Origin of the sequence: Enterobacter chinensis (assembly GCF_034008295.1) — a bacterium.
GTDB classification, from domain to species: domain Bacteria; phylum Pseudomonadota; class Gammaproteobacteria; order Enterobacterales; family Enterobacteriaceae; genus Enterobacter; species Enterobacter chinensis.
The window spans coordinates 180,518-198,860 of sequence record NZ_JARDVI010000004.1; the positions used below are offsets into that span (position 1 = coordinate 180,518).

Consider the following 18,343-nt stretch of genomic DNA (forward strand, 5'->3'; position numbering starts at 1 on the left):
GGGCTTTTTATTGAGTAAAAATCGTGAATACACTCGAACACACCATCGGCAACACACCGCTGGTCAAACTTCAGCGCATGGGGCCGGATAACGGCAGCGAGATCTGGGTCAAACTCGAAGGCAATAACCCGGCGGGGTCGGTGAAAGACCGTGCGGCGCTGTCGATGATTGTCCAGGCCGAAAAACGCGGAGAAATTAAGCCAGGCGACGTGCTGATTGAGGCCACCAGCGGCAACACCGGTATCGCCCTGGCGATGATTGCGGCGCTGAAAGGCTACCGCATGAAGCTGCTGATGCCGGATAACATGAGCCAGGAGCGCCGCGCCGCGATGCGTGCCTACGGGGCCGAACTGATTCTGGTGACCAAAGAGCAGGGAATGGAAGGCGCGCGCGACCTGGCGTTAGAAATGGCCGAGCGCGGTGAAGGTAAACTCCTCGATCAGTTCAACAATCCGGACAACCCTTACGCGCACTACACCACCACCGGCCCGGAAATCTGGCAGCAGACCGACGGACGGATCACCCATTTTGTCTCCAGCATGGGCACCACCGGCACCATTACCGGGGTATCGCGTTTTCTGCGCGAGCAGGAAAAAGCCGTAACCATTGTTGGCCTGCAGCCGGAAGAGGGGAGCAGCATTCCGGGGATTCGCCGCTGGCCTGCGGAGTATATGCCCGGCATCTTTAATGCGCAGCTGGTGGATCAGGTGCTGGATCTTCATCAGCGCGAGGCGGAAAATACCATGCGTGAGCTGGCCGTGCGCGAAGGTATCTTCTGCGGCGTCAGCTCGGGCGGCGCGGTAGCGGGTGCCATTCGGGTTGCGCAGGCAAACCCGGGAGCGGTGGTGGTGGCGATTATTTGCGATCGCGGCGATCGCTATCTGTCTACCGGCGTCTTTGGTGAAGAGAGTTATTCGCAGGGGGCGGGGATTTAAGCGTCATGGAGATGATTCTATTCCGGGATAATACCCGGGCGCAGCAAACCGATATTGTCGCGGTGCAGTCGCAGGTGGTTTACGGCAGCGTGGGGAACAGTATTGCGGTACCGAATATTCGTACCCACAGGCTGAACGTTACCGCCGTGCCGACGGTGCTGTTTAGCAACACGCCACACTATGACACCTTCTACGGTGGGGTGATCCCCGACGAGTGGTTCAGCGGCTACCTGAAGGCGCTGGAAGAGCGCGAGATCCTGCGCGAGCTTAAAGCAGTCACCACCGGCTATATGGGCAGCGCCAGCCAGATCGCCCTGCTGGCACAGTGGCTGAAGGCGGTGAAAGTGCAGCATCCTGACCTGCTGGTGCTGGTCGACCCGGTTATCGGCGATATCGACAGCGGGATGTACGTGAAGCCCGATATTCCGCAAGCGTATCGGGAGCACCTGCTGCCGCTGGCGCAGGGGATTACGCCAAACGTCTATGAACTGGAAGTGCTAAGCGGCAAACCGTGCCGCACGCCGGAAAGCGCCATCGCGGCGGCTCAGGGATTGCTCTCCGATACCCTGAAATGGGTGGCGATCACCAGCGCGCCGGTCGCTGACGACCCGCAAAACATCCACGTGGTGCTGGTGACGCATGAGGGCGTTACCGTCAGCGCGCATCCGCGCGTAGAAACCGATCTAAAAGGAACGGGCGATCTGTTCTGTTCAGAACTGGTGAGCGGAATCGTTGAGGGGAAAACCGTTGCCGATGCCATTCGCATGGCCGGCGATCGGGTGACTGACGTGATGCTGTATACGCAGACGAAAGGGTACGACGAGCTTATCCTCCCCGCATAAACAAAAATGGCGCCCGAAGGCGCCATTTTTCTGTGCGGCAAGAATTACTTCTTGATGCGGATAACCGGGGTTTCACCCACGGTGACGCTGCCAGACAGTTTGATCAGTTCTTTGATTTCGTCCATGTTGGAGATAACAACCGGTGTCAGGGTAGACTTGGCTTTTTCTTCCAGCAGTGGCAGATCGAATTCAATGACCGGGTCGCCAACTTTAACACGCTGGCCTTCTTCCGCGATACGTTTGAAGCCTTCGCCTTTCAGTTCAACGGTGTCGATACCGAAGTGAACGAACAGTTCGATACCGCTATCAGATTCGATAGAGAACGCATGGTTGGTTTCAAAAATTTTACCGATGGTGCCGTCAACTGGAGCAACCATTTTGTTGCCAGTTGGTTTGATAGCAATGCCATCACCAACGATTTTCTCAGCAAACACTACATCCGGCACGTCTTCGATGTTGACGATCTCGCCGGAGAGCGGAGCAACAATCTCAATAGTTCCGGAGTCTTTCTTATCATCAGAAACCAGAGATTTCAGTTTATCGAACAAACCCATGATCTTCTCCTAAGCAGTAATTTGGGCCGCATCTCGTGGATTAGCAGATTGTTTTTTCTTCAATGAACTTGTTAACCAGCGTCATTAACTCGTCCGTTGTCGGTTGAGCAAGAGCCTGCTCTGCTAACACCTTCGCATCTTCGAAGTTCGTGTTACGGATAATCTTCTTAATGCGCGGGATGGAAATGGCGCTCATAGAGAATTCGTCCAGACCCATACCCAGCAACAGAAGTGTAGCACGTTCGTCGCCTGCAAGCTCACCACACATGCCAGTCCATTTACCTTCTGCATGAGAAGCATCAATAACTTGCTTGATCAAGTTCAGTACGGACGGTGACATTGGCTGGTAGAGATGTGAAATCATATCATTACCACGGTCAACTGCCAGGGTGTACTGCGTTAAATCATTGGTACCGATACTAAAGAAATCAACTTCTTTGGCTAAATGACGCGCAATGGTCGCGGCCGCAGGTGTTTCCACCATCACGCCGATCTCGATTGACTCGTCAAACGCTTTACCTTCGTCACGCAGTTCCTGTTTGTAGATTTCGATCTCTTTCTTCAGTGCACGCACTTCTTCAACAGAAATGATCATCGGGAACATGATGCGCAGTTTACCGAAAGCGGAGGCACGCAGGATCGCGCGAACCTGGTCACGCAGGATCTCTTTACGATCCATCGCGATACGGATTGCACGCCAGCCCAGGAACGGGTTCTCTTCTTTCGGGAAGTTCATGTACGGCAGCTCTTTGTCGCCACCGATGTCCATGGTACGGACGATAACGGCCTGAGAGCCACAGGCTTCAGCCACCGCTTTGTATGCCGCGAACTGCTCTTCTTCAGTTGGCAGGGCGTCACGGTCCATGAACAGGAATTCAGTACGATAGAGACCCACGCCTTCCGCACCGTTACGCTCGGCGCCATCAACGTCGCGGACGGTACCGATATTCGCGCACACTTCTACCTGATGGCCGTCAAGGGTGATGGCTGGCAGGTCTTTCAGCTTAGCGAGTTCCGCTTTTTCAGTCGCAACCTGCTCCTGAACCGCGCGCAGTTTATCGATCTCTTCGTTGGTTGGGTTGACGTAAACCAGATTGTTTACGGCATCCAGAATCAGATAGTCGCCATTTTTCACCTGAGAGGTGACGCTACCGGTACCCACGATGGCAGGCAGTTCCAGAGAACGCGCCATGATAGAGGTGTGGGAGGTACGGCCGCCCGCGTCAGTGATGAAACCGAGGACCTTTTTCAGGTTCAGCTGTGCGGTTTCAGACGGGGTGAGGTCAGCGGCAACCAGGATAACTTCATCCTGAATCGCGCTCAGGTCGATAATGGCCAGACCCAGGATGTTGCGCAGCAGGCGCTTACCGATGTCACGTACGTCAGCCGCACGCTCTTTCAGGTATTCATCATCCAGTTCTTCCAGGGCAGTTGCCTGACCTTCGATAACTTCATGCGCAGCCGCGTCGGCCGTCATGCCTTTATCTTTAATCAGGGCTATGATTTCCTGCTCCAGCTCCTCATCTTCGAGCAGCATGATGTGCCCTTCGAAGATGGCTTCTTTTTCTTCACCGAAAGTTTCGCCAGCTTTAGTCTTGATTGCTTCCAGTTGCGCAGATGCCTTGGCACGACCGCTCAGAAAACGTTCAACTTCCTGATCAACCTTGTCGGCAGAAATTTTTTTCCGGTCGATGACGATCTCGTCTTCTTTCAGCAGCAGTGCTTTGCCGAAAGCGATACCCGGGGATGCTAAAATGCCTGAAATCATAACCCTACCTTACTTGTGACTGATATTTAAAAGAACCCGGAAACTTACTCGAGCTCAGCCATCAGTTTTACCAGATGCTCAACTGCTTTCTGCTCGTCTTCACCTTCCGCAGAGATGGTGACTACGGTGCCCTGAGTCAGGCCCAGAGTCTGCAGTTTGAACAGGCTTTTTGCGCTGGCGCTTTTGCCGTTGGAAGTCACAGTGATTTCAGAAGTGAAGCCTTTCGCTTCTTTAACAAACTGAGCAGCAGGGCGGGTGTGCAGACCGTTCGGAGCGGTAATGGTAACTTCTTGCTGGAACATTGTATTTCCCCAACTTATAGGTTTAGTGTTGTGGAACTAAAGTCTAGCCTGGCGACTGAACTTTAGCCTGTATTGTTAGCGCTGACGTTTCGATCGTCATTAAACATTATGCAGCGAAAGCAAGACTTGAACCAAATCATAAAATCGATTCAGCAAGGCTATTTCGTTCACTGATTAATTTCACGCATCAAAATAATTGCTGGTTTAAATACCAGACCCAACGGGGTGAAGCAATGCCAGGAGGGGTAAAAGTTTGAAGCAGGCCACAAAAAAGCACCTGAAAAGGTGCTTTTTTACGCGTTATTAACATGCTGGCATTACTGTTGCAGCTCTTTTTCAGTAAAGAGATCGGCAAACAGTGCGGTGCTCAAGTAACGCTCACCCGAAGAAGGAAGGATAACCACAATATTCTTGTTGGTAAAGGCTTCGTCTTCCTGAAGTTTGAGCGCTGCCGCAACAGCTGCACCGGAAGAGATACCCGCCAGAATGCCTTCTTCATCCATCAGGCGACGCGCGGTAGAGATGGCTTCTTCGTTAGTGATGGTAACCACTTTGTCGATCAGTTTCAGATCCAGGTTGCCCGGAATGAAGCCTGCACCGATACCCTGAATTTTGTGCGGGCCTGGTTTGAGCTCTTCGCCCGCCAGTGCCTGGGTGATAACCGGTGAGTCAGTCGGTTCAACCGCAACGGTGATCAGGTCTTTTTTACCTTTTGTGCCTTTAATATAGCGCGACACGCCGGTCAGCGTACCGCCGGTACCCACGCCGGAGATAAAGACGTCAACCTGGCCGTCGGTATCTTCCCAGATTTCCGGACCGGTGGTCTTTTCGTGAATTTCCGGGTTAGCCGGGTTGCTGAACTGCTGCAGCAGAAGATATTTCGCCGGATCGCTGGCAACAATCTCTTCGGCTTTCTGAATGGCGCCTTTCATGCCTTTCGCGCCTTCGGTCAGCACCAGGTTCGCGCCCAGTGCTTTAAGCAGTTTGCGACGCTCGATGCTCATGGTCTCTGGCATGGTCAGCGTCAGCTTGTAGCCACGCGCGGCAGCCACATAGGCCAGAGCGATACCGGTATTGCCGCTGGTCGGTTCCACCAGCTCAACGCCCGGCTTCAGTACGCCACGTTTTTCAGCATCCCAAATCATGTTTGCACCGATACGGCATTTTACGCTGAAGCTCGGGTTACGTGATTCGACCTTCGCCAGAATGCGTCCATTACCGATACGGTTCAGTCGAACCAGGGGCGTATGACCGATAGTCAGCGAGTTGTCTTCATAAATCTTACTCATGGCCTGTCCTTAACTGTATGAAATTGGGATACCGACCCAGCATACCTGTTGAGCAGGTAGGGGGAAGTAAGGAATTCGCATATCTATATACTGCAAGGAAATAATGGGGATCAGTATGGAATAAGGGAGAGCATAAGCCCTCCCTCATTTACACAGTTTTGCATTATTTCCATAACGCATGTTTAGCACGGTAGCAGTCCACCCACATCGCCGTCGCACCGCACACCGCCACGGGCATGATGAACAGATTGAGGAAAGGAATCATCGTGAACAGGCTCGTCAGCGCGCCGAACTGCATATTGGCGACCTTCTGGGTGCGCAGGGCAGTTCGCATCTCTTTAAACGGCACCTTGTGGTTATCGAACGGGTAGTCGCAGTACTGGATCGCCAGCATCCAGGCGCTGAACAGGAACCACAGCACCGGTGCCACCGTCTGGCCAATGCCCGGCACAAAGTAAAGAATCAGCAGGACAATCGCACGGGGCAGGTACCAGGCAAATTTCTGCCATTCGCGTTTCATGATACGCGGAAGGTCTTTCATGATCCCCAGCACGCCCGTGTCCGGTGGCGTCGCGCCGGTAAGCCGCGCTTCCAGCTGTTCCGCCAGCAGGCCGTTAAACGGGGCGGCTATCCAGTTCGCAATCGTCGAAAAGAAGTACCCAAACACCAGCAGGACGGAGATCACCGCTACCGGCCAGAGCAGATAGTTAAGCCACTGCAGCCAGTCTGGTACATGGCTCATCAGCGACGGGAGCCAGCTCTCCAGCTTTGTGAACAGCCACCAGAATGCGCCGCCCATCAGAATAATGTTGATCAGCAGCGGCAGAATGACGAAGCGTCGAATACCCGGCAGGGAGACTAGTTTCCAGCCCTGAGAAAAATACCAGACACCGCTGCGCGGCGGAGAAGAAGATGTTGAAACCATAACCAGGCTGTACTCCTTTTTTCACAACCAGTGGAATTGCCCGCCTATATTATCCACTTACGGACCAATGACCAGTTCGGAAATGTTCGAAAAACCAGCAAAAAGCACGATTTCCTTCATCTTTATGCTGTGAATGCTCTGCACACACTTGCACTTGACGTAAACGGCAAATACTCTTAGTGAGTAAATGTTTGCCGTGGTGGCAAGGTGTTAGAACAACAGAGAATATAATGATGCAGGATTTGCGTCTGATATTAATCATTGTTGGCGCGATCGCCATAATCGCTTTACTGGTACATGGTTTCTGGACCAGCCGTAAAGAGCGTTCCTCAATGTTTCGCGATCGCCCACTGAAGCGCATGAAGTCCAGTCGTGACGACGATGACAGTGAAGATGACATCGACGGCAGCGACGACGACGGCGTGGGTGAAGTTCGTGTTCATCGGGTCAATACTGCGCCCGGCGCAGGCCATGGGGAGCATGAAGCGCCTCGTCCTTCGCAGCACCAGTATCAACCGCCGTATGCTTCTGCACAGCCGCGCCAGCCCGCGCCGCAGCCTGTGGAAGAGCCGGTGCGCCAGCCGCCGCAACAGCCTGTTCAGCAGCAGCCTGCTGCGCCACAGCCGGTTCAACAGCAACCTGCACAACACTCCGTGCAACAACAGCCTGCACAGCCGGTACAACAACCGCAGCAGCCTGTTCATGTGCAGCCCGCTCCGGCTCCGCACGTTGAACCTGAGCCGGTTGTAGAGCCTGAACCGGTTGTTGAAAAACCGCAGCGTAAAGAAGCAGTGATCATCATGAACGTGGCCGCGCATCACGGCAGCCATCTCAACGGTGACGTGCTGCTTAACAGTATTCAACAGGCAGGCTTCAAGTTTGGCGATATGAATATTTTCCATCGCCACCTGAGCCCTGACGGCAGCGGCCCGGCGCTCTTCAGCCTGGCTAACATGGTTAACCCTGGCACCTTCGATCCGGAAATGACCGGTGATTTCGTGACGCCGGGTGTCACTATCTTTATGCAGGTGCCGTCCTACGGCGACGAACTGCAGAACTTTAAGCTGATGCTGCAATCCGCTCAGCACATTGCTGACGAAGTGGGCGGTGTGGTACTCGACGATCAGCGTCGAATGATGACCCCGCAGAAGCTGCGCGAGTATCAGGACCGCATCCGCGAAGTTAAGGAAGCCAACGCGTAATCGTCGCGTTTACTTCAACTCCTCCTCAACCCCCGCATGTCGGGGGTTTTTTCTCATTGATGGTGTGATATGGACTCAATCGAACAACAACTCACTGAACTGCGAACCACGCTTCGCCATCATGAATATCTCTATCATGTCATGGACGCACCGGAAGTACCGGACGCGGAGTATGACCGCCTGATGCGTGAGCTGCGTGAATTAGAGGCGCAGCACCCGGAGCTTATCACGCCGGATTCCCCCACCCAGCGCGTCGGTGCTGAGCCGCTGGGTGCCTTCAGCCAGGTGCGTCATGAAGTACCTATGCTGTCACTGGATAACGTCTTCGATGAAGAGAGCTTCCTCGCGTTTAACAAGCGCGTGCAGGATCGCCTGAAAAGTAGCGACTCTCTCACCTGGTGCTGTGAACTGAAGCTGGATGGTCTGGCGGTCAGTCTTCTGTACGAAAACGGCGTGCTGGTGCGTGCCGCGACGCGTGGCGACGGTACGACGGGTGAAGACATTACGACCAACGTTCGTACCATTCGCGCAATCCCGCTGAAACTGCAGGGTGACAATATTCCTGCGCGTCTGGAAGTGCGTGGCGAGGTGTTCCTGCCCCAGGCGGGCTTCGAGAAAATTAACGAAGAGGCACGTCGCACCGGCGGGAAGGTGTTTGCTAACCCGCGTAATGCGGCAGCAGGCTCTCTGCGCCAGCTTGATCCGCGTATCACCGCGAAGCGACCGCTTACTTTCTTCTGCTACGGCGTGGGTATTCTGGAGGGCGGCGAGCTGCCGGATACGCATCTCGGCCGTCTGCTGCAGTTCAAAGCGTGGGGATTGCCGGTGAGCAACCGCGTTCAGCTTTGTGATTCCCCGGAGGCGGTTCTGGCGTTCTACCACAAGGTGGAAGAGGACCGTCCGACGCTCGGCTTTGATATCGATGGCGTGGTCATCAAGGTTAACTCGCTGGCGCTGCAGGAGCAGCTGGGCTTTGTGGCGCGTGCGCCACGCTGGGCGGTTGCGTTCAAATTCCCGGCCCAGGAGCAGATGACCTTTGTTCGCGACGTGGAGTTCCAGGTGGGGCGGACGGGCGCCATTACCCCGGTTGCCCGTCTGGAGCCCGTGCAGGTTGCGGGCGTGCTGGTGAGTAACGCTACGCTGCATAACGCCGATGAAATCGAACGCCTGGGTCTGCGTATTGGTGACAAAGTGGTGATTCGCCGCGCGGGCGATGTTATCCCACAGGTGGTTAACGTCGTTGAGTCAGAACGTCCTGACGATACGCGCGAGGTCGTCTTCCCGACCCATTGTCCGGTGTGTGGCTCTGACGTTGAGCGTGTTGAGGGTGAAGCGGTGGCGCGCTGTACGGGCGGCTTAATCTGTGGTGCACAGCGTAAAGAGTCGCTGAAGCACTTTGTCTCCCGTCGGGCGATGGACGTTGACGGCATGGGTGACAAGATTATCGATCAGCTGGTTGAGAAGGAGTATGTCCACACGCCAGCGGATCTCTTCAAGCTGACGGCAGGTAAACTGACTGGACTTGACCGCATGGGGCCAAAGTCGGCCCAGAATGTGGTCAATGCCCTGGACGCCGCAAAAGAGACGACCTTTGCCCGCTTCCTCTATGCGCTGGGCATTCGTGAAGTGGGTGAAGCCACGGCGGCAGGGCTGGCGGCGTACTTCGGCACGCTGGAGGCGCTGGAAAAAGCGAGTATCGATGAGCTGCAGAAAGTCCCGGATGTCGGCATCGTCGTCGCCACCCACGTCTTTAACTTCTTTGCCGAAGAGAGCAACCGCGAAGTGATTGGCAAACTGCTGGAAGAGGGCATCAAATGGCCCGCGCCGGTGGTGGTCAACGCCGAAGAGATCGACAGCCCGTTCGCCGGTAAAACGGTGGTGCTGACCGGCAGCCTGAGCCAGCTTTCACGCGACGATGCGAAAGCGCGTCTGGTGGCGCTGGGGGCAAAAGTGGCGGGCAGCGTGTCGAAGAAAACCGACCTGGTGATTGCCGGAGAAGCCGCCGGTTCAAAGCTGGCGAAAGCCCAGGAGCTCGGCATTGCGGTTATCGACGAAGCAGAAATGATGCGTCTGTTAGGAGAGTAAGGTGGAGAAAGAGCAGCTCGTTGAGATCGCCAACACGGAGATGCCGTTCGGTAAATATAAAGGCCGCAGGCTGATCGATTTGCCAGAGGAGTATCTGCTGTGGTTTGCCCGTAAAGATGAATTCCCGGCCGGACGACTGGGCGAGCTGATGGCTATCACGTTACTGATCAAAACCGAGGGGCTGACCCAGCTGGTTCAGCCCCTGAAACGCCCTTAAGCCTTCGCGGCGCGGGTCTCTTCCTGCGCCAGTTTTTCCGTCTGGCGTTTGTAACGACGCGCCAGCACCGCACAGACCATCAGCTGGATCTGATGGAAAATCATCAGCGGCAGTACCATCATCCCAATCATTGAGGTTGGGAACAGAATGTTGGCCATCGGGATACCGTTCGCCAGGCTCTTCTTCGAACCGCAGAACACAATCGTAATTTCATCTGCTTTGTTGAAGCCGCACTTGCGTGCCACAAAGACGTTTACGGCAATCACAATCGCCAGCAGGACGATGCTGACCACCACGATAAACAGCAGTGAACCTGCGCCCACCTTGTGCCAGATTCCGTTCACGACCGCTTCGCTGAAGGCGGAGTAAACCACCAGCAGAATCGAGGTCTGGTCGGTTTTTGAGATCCATTTTTTATGCTTCGCCACAAACGCGCCGGTCCACGGTCGGGAGAGATGACCCAGGACAAACGGCAGCAGCAGCTGCAGACAGATTTTGCCAACCTGCTCAAGGTTACCTTCCGCACCGTGCATGTTCATCAGCAAGCCTACCAGCAGCGGTGAGACGAAAATCCCTAACAGGCTGGATGCTGAAGCTGAACAAACCGCCGCCGCAACGTTACCCCCCGCCAGCGAGGTAAACGCAATGGCGGACTGAACGGTAGCGGGCAGTATGCACAGATAGAGGAAACCCGTATAAAGCGCCGGATCGACGTTTACCGGTGCCCACCAGGCAAACAGCACGCCGAGTATCGGGAACAGAATGAAGGTGCTGCACATCACCCACAGGTGCAGCCGCCAGTGACCACCGCCTGCAATGATCGCTTCACGGGAAAGTTTGGCGCCGTGCATAAAGAACAGCAACGCGATGGCTGCCGTAGTGAGTCCTTCAAAGAACGGGACAAAACCGCCGCGTGCGGGGAGGAAGGAGGCCAGTAAAACGGTGACAACCAGGGTAAGCGTGAACGGATCAAGGATACGAAACAGTTTCATAATGACTCCTGAAATCAGATATCGCTATTGTGCTTTTTTCCATTTGAGAAATAAAATTGATTTATTGCATCCATTCATGAATTAAACAGATGAATTATTCACTACGCCAGCTTCGCGTTTTTGTCACCGTGGCCCATGCCCGCAGCTTTAGCCGGGCAGGGGATATCATCGGGCTGAGTCAGTCTGCGGTCAGCCACAGCGTGAAAGGGCTGGAAAATCAGACAGGCGTGAAATTGCTGGACAGAACGACGCGGGAAGTTGTGCTTACCGAGGCAGGGCAACAGCTGGCGCAGCGCCTGGAACGGCTGCTGGACGAACTGAACAGCACGCTCAGAGACGTGGGAAGGCTTGGGCAGCAGCTTTCGGGCACCGTGCGGGTGGCGGCCAGCCAGACCATTTCTGCACATCTTATCCCGCAGTGCATTGCCGAGGGTAACCACCGCTATCCGGATATCGATTTTGTGCTGCATGACAGGCCACAACAGTGGGTACTGGAAAGCATCCGTCAGGGGGATGTGGATTTTGGTATTGTGATCGACCCCGGCCAGGTGAACGATCTGGAGTGCGAGATCGTGCTTTCAGAGCCCTTTTTGCTGCTCTGCCGGGATGACGATCCGCTGGCCACGTTGCCGGAGGTCAGCTGGCAGTCCCTGACGGGCGCGAACCTGGTTTTACAGGATTATGCCTCTGGCAGCCGTCCGCTGATTGATTCCGCGCTGGTGAATCAGGGCGTAAAGGCAACGATTGTGCAGGAGATTGGTCACCCGGCGACGCTGTTTCCGATGGTGGAAGCCGGCATTGGCATCAGCGTCTTGCCCGCCCTGGCGCTTCCCCTGCCGCAGGGAAGCCGGCTGGCCGTCAAGCGATTAACGCCCGTTGTTGAGCGAAAACTGATGCTGGTGCGGCGAAAAAATCGTTCACTCTCGGGTGCGGCGCAGGCTATCTGGGAAGTGGTGCGTATCCAGGCACAACGATTAACCGAAGCCCGCATACGCGACCCACTGTTTAACGCATCAGAAGATTAGATGTAGATATCAATCTGATTATTGTCTGACGGGCTGTTCACCCCTTCCACTTTGGCCAGCTTTTGATCCTGCTTTTTCTGGGCCTCTTCGGCCTGCTGGCGCTGCAGTGCGGCGAGCTGCGCCTGCAGCACTTTGATCTGGGTCTGAATAAGTTCCTGCTGCTTCTTCTTCTCATCGGTGCTGACGGGACTGTTTGCCAGTTCTTTTAACTGCTGAGTCAGCTTTTTGATCTTGTCGAGAATGCGGGTGATTTGCGCAGAGATATCGTTACTGCTCGAAGTTCCACTCGCGCCGCTGGTTTGAATAGGTTGGGTTGAAGCCTGAATGGTCGTCATACTTTTTCCTCGCGTTATAAAACAGAGGTATCGGCACCGACGGGATTAGCTTGAGCAAAACTGCCATATCTGGCAGGGCGTTGCATTAATACACAACCAGTATTGATGGGGCGGCGAAAGTGTATTGATCGCAGATAGCAAAAAGGCGCCTTTAGGGCGCCTTTCTACATTGGTGGGTCGTGCAGGATTCGAACCTGCGACCAATTGATTAAAAGTCAACTGCTCTACCAACTGAGCTAACGACCCGAAATGGTGGGCGATGACGGGCTCGAACCGCCGACCCCCTCCGTGTAAAGGAGATGCTCTACCAACTGAGCTAATCGCCCATTTCGGAACTGCTGCGATAAGGTGAGAATGGTGGGCGATGACGGGCTCGAACCGCCGACCCCCTCCGTGTAAAGGAGATGCTCTACCAACTGAGCTAATCGCCCAATCTCAATTCTTATCTACACTGCGAGTCTACCGAAGTAGATGGTGGGTGATGACGGGCTCGAACCGCCGACCCCCTCCGTGTAAAGGAGATGCTCTACCAACTGAGCTAATCACCCCCGCTGTGTGGAGTCGCATTATAGGGAGAGTTGAAAATGAGTCAACGCATTTTCTAAAGTTTTTATTCGTTCGTCGTAAAATTAAACAAAACGATCGCGGAACGGGCTGTGGCGCATGATTTCTAAACAAAAATCGCAAACCTGGTCACGATAAAGGGATCAACATTGAGGATTCCCCCCACAGTGATAGAATATTGCCCATCGTTTTTTCCCCAGGATTTGCCGATTGCCGGCATCTTTATAACGTAAGGCCATTTCATGAAAATCAAAACTCGCTTCGCGCCGAGCCCGACAGGCTATCTGCACGTCGGTGGTGCACGTACCGCTCTCTATTCCTGGCTGTTTGCACGCCACAATAAAGGTGAGTTCGTGCTGCGTATTGAAGACACCGATCTTGAGCGCTCCACGCCGGAAGCAATTGAAGCCATTATGGATGGGATGAACTGGCTGAATCTGGAATGGGACGAAGGTCCGTATTTCCAGACCAAGCGCTTTGACCGCTATAACGCTGTCATTGATGAGATGCTGGTCGCGGGCACGGCGTATAAATGCTACTGCTCCAGAGAGCGTCTGGATGCGCTGCGTGAAGAGCAGATGGCGAACGGTGAAAAGCCGCGTTATGACGGCCGCTGCCGCCACGACCACAGCGAGCATGCTGCTGATGAGCCTTGCGTAGTGCGTTTTGCTAACCCGCAAGAGGGTTCTGTGATCTTTGACGATCAGATCCGTGGCCCAATCGAGTTCAGTAACCAGGAGCTGGATGACCTGATCATCCGCCGCACCGATGGTTCCCCAACCTACAACTTCTGCGTGGTGGTTGATGACTGGGATATGGAAATTACCCATGTTGTCCGTGGTGAAGACCATATCAACAACACCCCGCGCCAGATCAATATCCTGAAAGCGCTGGATGCGCCTGTTCCGGTCTATGCACACGTTTCGATGATCAACGGTGACGACGGTAAGAAACTCTCGAAACGTCACGGTGCGGTAAGTGTTATGCAGTACCGCGACGACGGTTATCTGCCGGAAGCGCTGCTGAACTATCTGGTGCGTCTGGGCTGGGCCCACGGTGACCAGGAGATCTTCAGCCGCGAAGAGATGATCGAACTGTTCTCTCTGAGCTCAGTGAGCAAATCAGCGAGCGCATTTAATACCGACAAGCTGCTGTGGCTGAACCATCACTACATCAATACCATGCAGCCAGAATATGTGGCGACGTACCTGCAGTGGCACATTGAGCAGGCAAATATTGATACCCGCACTGGCCCTGAGCTGGCGGATCTGGTGAAACTGCTCGGCGAGCGCTGCAAAACGCTGAAAGAGATTGCCGAAAGCTGCCGCTACTTCTATGAAGAGTTTGATGCGTTCGACGCGGACGCCGCGAAGAAACACCTCCGCCCGGTTGCGCGTCAGCCGCTGGAAGTGGTGCGCGACAAGCTGGCCGCACTCACCGAGTGGACCGCTGAGAATGTGCATCACGCCATTCAGGCGACGGCAGACGAGCTGGAAGTCGGCATGGGTAAAGTCGGTATGCCACTGCGCGTTGCGGTGACCGGTGCGGGGCAGTCTCCGGCGCTGGATGTAACTGTCCATGCCATCGGCAAGTCACGCAGTGTGGCGCGCATTAACAAGGCGCTGGACTTTATTGCTGAACGCGAAAATCAGCAGTAGTTAAGTCCAGGATAAGAAGAACGGCAGGGGTGTTACCTGCCGTTTTTTTATGCGTTTCATTCAGCAATATCCAGACGCGTAAGAAAGCCGCGTATACCTTCGCGTTTCAACAGGGAGTCGAGACGCTTCTGCTCTGGCTGAGTCATACTTTCCAGCGTCTCAATAATGCCCGGACGCAGGTTTGAAGACGGTTCGCTGTAGGAAGAGGTGACCTCAGCGAGATGATAAACTGCCTGACGGTTTCGGATCGCCGGGAGGCTCATAATATGTTCTTTCACGCGGGCATCAATATGAATGAGCCGCGCCCGACCGCCTTTCACGCCGTTGAGCCCTTCGGTTTTCCATCCTTGCTGGCGTATCCAGCGATTAACCGTTTGTCTGGCAACGCCTAAACTTTCCGCCAGCTCTTCCGTGGTCATTTTGCTACGTAATTTTTTCATATTAATTCTGGTCGCGAATTCCTAAACGTTGCAACAATCCGGTAATCCCTTCCCGCAGTAATAGCGATGTCATCTGCTTCTGCTCTTCCGGCGTCATTTCATTGGCCAGCGTCAGGAGTAGGGTGTGAAGCGAACTGTCATGGTTGGCGCTTTCTGGTAAATCGGACGTTTCAGTTGCCCGACGTGCGCTGCGGATAAAGTCGCGCACTTTTTCGTTCACATGCACCAGGCGCGCTTTCCCGCCCTGGACTCCTGGTTTTGGCGATGTAATCCAACCCTCTTTGCGTACCCATTTATTGATGGTCTGGCGGCTATAGCCAGTGAGCAGGGCTAACTCTTCTGGCGTCATTCGTTCCTTGATCATGCAATTTCCTGAATATTCGTGGGGTTAATTAACGGCTCATTTTATAGCACCGTTTTAGCTGAAAACGTGACAGGCTTAACTCATGACTGCGAGAAGGCTCGCAAAGTGATTCATTTGCATGATTTTTCGGCGATTGAGTTGCAGTCATTGATTTTGCCGTTGACACTCTGCAGCGGAATTCATATTATGCCGCCCGTCAACATGACAGCTTTACGATGGGGCTATAGCTCAGCTGGGAGAGCGCTTGCATGGCATGCAAGAGGTCAGCGGTTCGATCCCGCTTAGCTCCACCAAACTCTGAACCCAACAGAGTGCGGTCAGTAAAGTAACATGTGGGGCTATAGCTCAGCTGGGAGAGCGCTTGCATGGCATGCAAGAGGTCAGCGGTTCGATCCCGCTTAGCTCCACCAAAATTGTAAACCCTCGTCGAAAGACGGGGGTTTTTTTATGTGTTTGTAAAGTCCATCGCCGCATTTTGTTATCAAAAAGAAGGTATTCCTGTACCTCACCTCAATCGACATCAATAAACCAGTCTATAAATAGACTTGAACTTGATTCGCGCAATTAATAAACCTATTATCCATCCGGTCAATGATTCTCCCGGAAAATAACGCCCCTGATTAATGAATAGAAAAACTTACAATAATGTAAAGATATTTATGATTGCCCTGGCACTTTGCCTGATTGCGGTACCTGTCTCCCGTTATCTCTCTCCCCGCGCAATTGTTAATGGTCACGACGTTTATTTAGCATGGTTACCGCTAAGCGTTATGCTGGCGGTAATTCTGCTATTTGGACGCAGGGCCATTCTTCCCATTTTGTTAGGTTTTACTGTCACTAATTTATTTTATGTTAATTTAGCACCGCTACAATATTCAGTATTACTGTTTTGTCAGACCTTTGCGTTGTTCGCGGCGTGCGGCCTTCTGCGCCTCATGCTGGGCAAGCGTTGGCGTTACTGCATCCCCAACAAGCACATCGGTTTACGTATATTCTGGCTCGGTTTTATCGTGCCAATAGGTATTAAGCTGTCGATGTATATGGCGGGCTATTTGTTTGATTTTCCGGTGACTATTTCAACCTTTTTCGGCGAAGGAACGGTAATTTATAACGTTGTGGATATACAAAGCCTGATATGCGCGGCGCTGATTTTCACCATGATGTTCTATTACCCGTTAAGAATGATAATTAATCCTCGTTATGCGATGAACTTCTGGCGGCGAAGCGTGAAGCCCGTGTTTTTTCACAAGAATTCATTATATATTTTTGTCTGGCTGATGCTTTTAAGTTTCATTCTCGTCATTTTATGTGGTCCTTTTGAATCACCCGTCATTGCGGGCTATTTGATGCCGCTGATTTTTATTCTTTTTACCTTAGCGATAAGTCGCCTGACCTATGCGCTTATCTCTCTGCTGTGGGCCGCATCTGCGCTCCTGCTGTTGTCCTACAACTACAACTTTCTTAACGGGGTGGAATCGGGCCATTCGCTCTCCTTTATCCTCTCCGTACTTATCTCTTTCGCCATCTGTTTGCTTTACATGTCGCGAATTTACCAGCGCAGCGAGTGGCTGAAGCGGGGCTGGCAGGGTAGGGCGCTCACCGATCCGCTGACCGGTTTGCCCAATATTCGCGCGCTGGAGGATCATCTTGAAATTCACCCGGATGCAAAAGTAAGCATTCTGCGTATGGATAACCTGGAGTTTTTGAGCCGCCACTATGGGATCCTCATGCGGGTCCATTGCAAACGAACGATCGCCGCGTCGCTTCAGCCGCTTTTGCAAAAAGATGAAGCACTCTTCCAGCTTCCGGGAAGCGAGCTGGTGCTGGTATTGCTGGGTCCGGAAACCGCTGAGCGTCTTCAGCATATGGTCGATCGCCTGAACAGCCGTAAGATTTTCTGGAACAACACCGGGCTGGATATTGAATTTGGCGCGTCCTGGGGAATGGTCGAAAACGGCGAAAAGCTGCACCACACGCTGGGGCAACTGAGCTGGCTGGCAGAGCAATCTTGTGGGGCGCATAACGTTCTTGCGCTCACGAATAGCCTCGAGGCGGCATCAGGACAAACGACAGAGCGCGTGCTGATGCTGGCGCGGATTAAGCATGCCCTGGAGGCCGGTCAGTTCCACTTATACGCGCAGCCCATCCAGAAGGCGGATGGAAGCGGGTACTACGAAATTCTGACGCGTATGGAAAGCGAGGGAGAGATGATTACACCCGATCGCTTTATTCCGTTGATTGCTCAGTTCAACCTGAGCCACCGGTTCGATATGTGCGTTATGGAAAAATTACTGGCGTGGCTGCGCGATCATCCTGCAACGCAGGCTGGCGCCCGCTTCTCCGTCAATCTGATGCCGCTCACGCTGATGCAAAAAGAGGTCGCCGGCGAGATTTGCTCCCTCTTTGAACGGTACGGCATTGCGCCTCAGGCCGTCGTTCTTGAAATCACCGAGGAGCAGGCCTTCTCGAATTCAGGAAGCAGTATCAGCAATCTCCAGCAGCTGCGGGATTACGGTTTCCGGATTGCCATTGATGATTTTGGTACCGGCTACGCTAACTATGAGCGTCTCAGGCGTCTGCAGGCGGACATCATTAAAATTGACGGCTGCTTTGTGAAAGACATTTGTACCGATGACATGGATGCGATGATCGTGCAATCGATGTGTAATCTGGCGAAGACAAAATCGCTGTGCGTCGTCGCTGAATACGTAGAAACACCGGCGCAGCGCGAGATGCTGCTCCGCTTCGGTGTGGATTATCTGCAGGGCTACCTGATAGGCAAGCCCAAACCGCTGGAAGAATTACGGGCATAAAAAAACCGGGAGCCAGGCTCCCGGTTTTTTGTT

General features: G+C 53.7%; 17 protein-coding genes and 6 tRNA genes. 10 read left to right on the forward strand and 13 right to left on the reverse strand.

What is annotated here, in order from left to right; genetic code table 11:
• The first annotated feature begins 23 nt into the window (after nt 1-23).
• Nucleotides 24-935: a cysteine synthase CysM gene (gene cysM, locus PYW49_RS13550; RefSeq protein WP_032643539.1), complete on the forward strand. Its 912-nt coding sequence runs from the start codon at nt 24-26 to the stop codon at nt 933-935.
• 5 nt (nt 936-940) lie between these two features.
• Nucleotides 941-1,777 carry a pyridoxine/pyridoxal/pyridoxamine kinase gene (gene pdxK / locus PYW49_RS13555; protein WP_134347715.1) on the forward strand — a complete coding sequence of 279 codons (837 nt, stop codon included), beginning with the start codon at nt 941-943 and terminating at the stop codon, nt 1,775-1,777.
• A 44-nt stretch (nt 1,778-1,821) separates the two neighbouring features.
• On the opposite strand, the gene crr is transcribed toward pdxK, so the two are convergent.
• The 5 genes from crr to cysZ all read right to left on the reverse strand — a co-directional run bounded on the left by crr (nt 1,822) and on the right by cysZ (nt 6,615).
• Nucleotides 1,822-2,331, reverse strand: a complete 510-nt coding sequence (gene crr, locus PYW49_RS13560; protein WP_003861316.1) for a PTS glucose transporter subunit IIA — start codon at nt 2,329-2,331, stop codon at nt 1,822-1,824.
• A gap of 40 nt (nt 2,332-2,371) precedes the next feature.
• Nucleotides 2,372-4,099 carry a phosphoenolpyruvate-protein phosphotransferase PtsI gene (gene ptsI / locus PYW49_RS13565; protein ID WP_023332954.1) on the reverse strand — a complete coding sequence of 576 codons (1,728 nt, stop codon included), beginning with the start codon at nt 4,097-4,099 and terminating at the stop codon, nt 2,372-2,374.
• Between the two features lie 44 nt (nt 4,100-4,143).
• Nucleotides 4,144-4,401: a phosphocarrier protein Hpr gene (ptsH, locus tag PYW49_RS13570; protein ID WP_000487600.1), complete on the reverse strand. Its 258-nt coding sequence runs from the start codon at nt 4,399-4,401 to the stop codon at nt 4,144-4,146.
• Nucleotides 4,402-4,718: 317 nt separating this feature from the next.
• The gene (gene cysK / locus PYW49_RS13575; protein ID WP_014884739.1) at nt 4,719-5,690 is read right to left on the reverse strand and encodes a cysteine synthase A; all 972 of its coding nucleotides are present in this window, start codon (nt 5,688-5,690) and stop codon (nt 4,719-4,721) included.
• Between the two features lie 163 nt (nt 5,691-5,853).
• Nucleotides 5,854-6,615, reverse strand: coding sequence for a sulfate transporter CysZ (cysZ, locus tag PYW49_RS13580; RefSeq protein ID WP_320386707.1), 762 nt, complete (start codon nt 6,613-6,615; stop codon nt 5,854-5,856).
• Nucleotides 6,616-6,845: 230 nt separating this feature from the next.
• On the opposite strand from cysZ, the gene zipA reads away from it, so the two are divergent.
• The 3 genes from zipA to PYW49_RS13595 all read left to right on the forward strand — a co-directional run bounded on the left by zipA (nt 6,846) and on the right by PYW49_RS13595 (nt 10,119).
• Nucleotides 6,846-7,817 carry a cell division protein ZipA gene (gene zipA, locus PYW49_RS13585; RefSeq protein ID WP_134347717.1) on the forward strand — a complete coding sequence of 324 codons (972 nt, stop codon included), beginning with the start codon at nt 6,846-6,848 and terminating at the stop codon, nt 7,815-7,817.
• Nucleotides 7,818-7,886: 69 nt separating this feature from the next.
• Nucleotides 7,887-9,902 carry an NAD-dependent DNA ligase LigA gene (gene ligA / locus PYW49_RS13590; protein ID WP_134347718.1) on the forward strand — a complete coding sequence of 672 codons (2,016 nt, stop codon included), beginning with the start codon at nt 7,887-7,889 and terminating at the stop codon, nt 9,900-9,902.
• 1 nt (nt 9,903) lies between these two features.
• On the forward strand, nt 9,904-10,119 hold the full coding sequence (locus tag PYW49_RS13595) for a DUF3820 family protein (protein WP_003861328.1): 216 nt from the start codon (nt 9,904-9,906) through the stop codon (nt 10,117-10,119).
• On the opposite strand, the gene PYW49_RS13600 is transcribed toward PYW49_RS13595, so the two are convergent.
• Nucleotides 10,116-11,111 carry a bile acid:sodium symporter family protein gene (locus tag PYW49_RS13600; RefSeq protein WP_320386708.1) on the reverse strand — a complete coding sequence of 332 codons (996 nt, stop codon included), beginning with the start codon at nt 11,109-11,111 and terminating at the stop codon, nt 10,116-10,118. The two genes, PYW49_RS13595 and PYW49_RS13600, sit on opposite strands and share 4 nt — an antisense overlap.
• 89 nt (nt 11,112-11,200) lie before the next feature.
• Here PYW49_RS13600 and PYW49_RS13605 point away from each other — a divergent pair, with 89 nt between their 5' ends.
• Nucleotides 11,201-12,136, forward strand: a complete 936-nt coding sequence (locus PYW49_RS13605) for a LysR family transcriptional regulator (RefSeq protein ID WP_320386709.1) — start codon at nt 11,201-11,203, stop codon at nt 12,134-12,136.
• On the opposite strand, the gene PYW49_RS13610 is transcribed toward PYW49_RS13605, so the two are convergent.
• From PYW49_RS13610 to PYW49_RS13630, 5 genes are all read right to left on the reverse strand, one after another.
• Nucleotides 12,133-12,471 (reverse strand): FlxA-like family protein, encoded by a 339-nt coding sequence (locus PYW49_RS13610; RefSeq protein WP_320386710.1) that lies wholly within the window; start codon nt 12,469-12,471, stop codon nt 12,133-12,135. The two genes, PYW49_RS13605 and PYW49_RS13610, sit on opposite strands and share 4 nt — an antisense overlap.
• A gap of 170 nt (nt 12,472-12,641) precedes the next feature.
• Nucleotides 12,642-12,717: transfer RNA gene (locus PYW49_RS13615), tRNA-Lys, on the reverse strand.
• A gap of 4 nt (nt 12,718-12,721) precedes the next feature.
• Nucleotides 12,722-12,797 (reverse strand) — tRNA-Val (locus PYW49_RS13620).
• A 29-nt stretch (nt 12,798-12,826) separates the two neighbouring features.
• Nucleotides 12,827-12,902 (reverse strand) — tRNA-Val (locus PYW49_RS13625).
• Nucleotides 12,903-12,943: 41 nt separating this feature from the next.
• A tRNA-Val gene (locus PYW49_RS13630) sits at nt 12,944-13,019 on the reverse strand.
• 258 nt (nt 13,020-13,277) lie between these two features.
• Between PYW49_RS13630 and gltX the strand changes: the two genes are divergently transcribed.
• Nucleotides 13,278-14,693 (forward strand): glutamate--tRNA ligase, encoded by a 1,416-nt coding sequence (gene gltX / locus PYW49_RS13635; protein ID WP_320386711.1) that lies wholly within the window; start codon nt 13,278-13,280, stop codon nt 14,691-14,693.
• Nucleotides 14,694-14,749: 56 nt separating this feature from the next.
• Here gltX and PYW49_RS13640 read toward each other — a convergent pair whose 3' ends face one another.
• Together PYW49_RS13640 and PYW49_RS13645 are read right to left on the reverse strand one after the other, a co-directional pair.
• On the reverse strand, nt 14,750-15,133 hold the full coding sequence (locus PYW49_RS13640; protein WP_320386712.1) for a YfeC-like transcriptional regulator: 384 nt from the start codon (nt 15,131-15,133) through the stop codon (nt 14,750-14,752).
• Nucleotide 15,134: 1 nt separating this feature from the next.
• Nucleotides 15,135-15,497 carry a YfeC-like transcriptional regulator gene (locus tag PYW49_RS13645; protein ID WP_320386713.1) on the reverse strand — a complete coding sequence of 121 codons (363 nt, stop codon included), beginning with the start codon at nt 15,495-15,497 and terminating at the stop codon, nt 15,135-15,137.
• Between the two features lie 217 nt (nt 15,498-15,714).
• On the opposite strand from PYW49_RS13645, the gene PYW49_RS13650 reads away from it, so the two are divergent.
• The 3 genes from PYW49_RS13650 to PYW49_RS13660 all read left to right on the forward strand — a co-directional run bounded on the left by PYW49_RS13650 (nt 15,715) and on the right by PYW49_RS13660 (nt 18,310).
• Nucleotides 15,715-15,790, forward strand: a tRNA-Ala gene (locus tag PYW49_RS13650).
• 41 nt (nt 15,791-15,831) lie between these two features.
• Nucleotides 15,832-15,907 (forward strand) — tRNA-Ala (locus tag PYW49_RS13655).
• Between the two features lie 213 nt (nt 15,908-16,120).
• Nucleotides 16,121-18,310, forward strand: a complete 2,190-nt coding sequence (locus tag PYW49_RS13660; RefSeq protein ID WP_134347724.1) for a sensor domain-containing phosphodiesterase — start codon at nt 16,121-16,123, stop codon at nt 18,308-18,310.
• Nucleotides 18,311-18,343 lie beyond the last annotated feature (33 nt).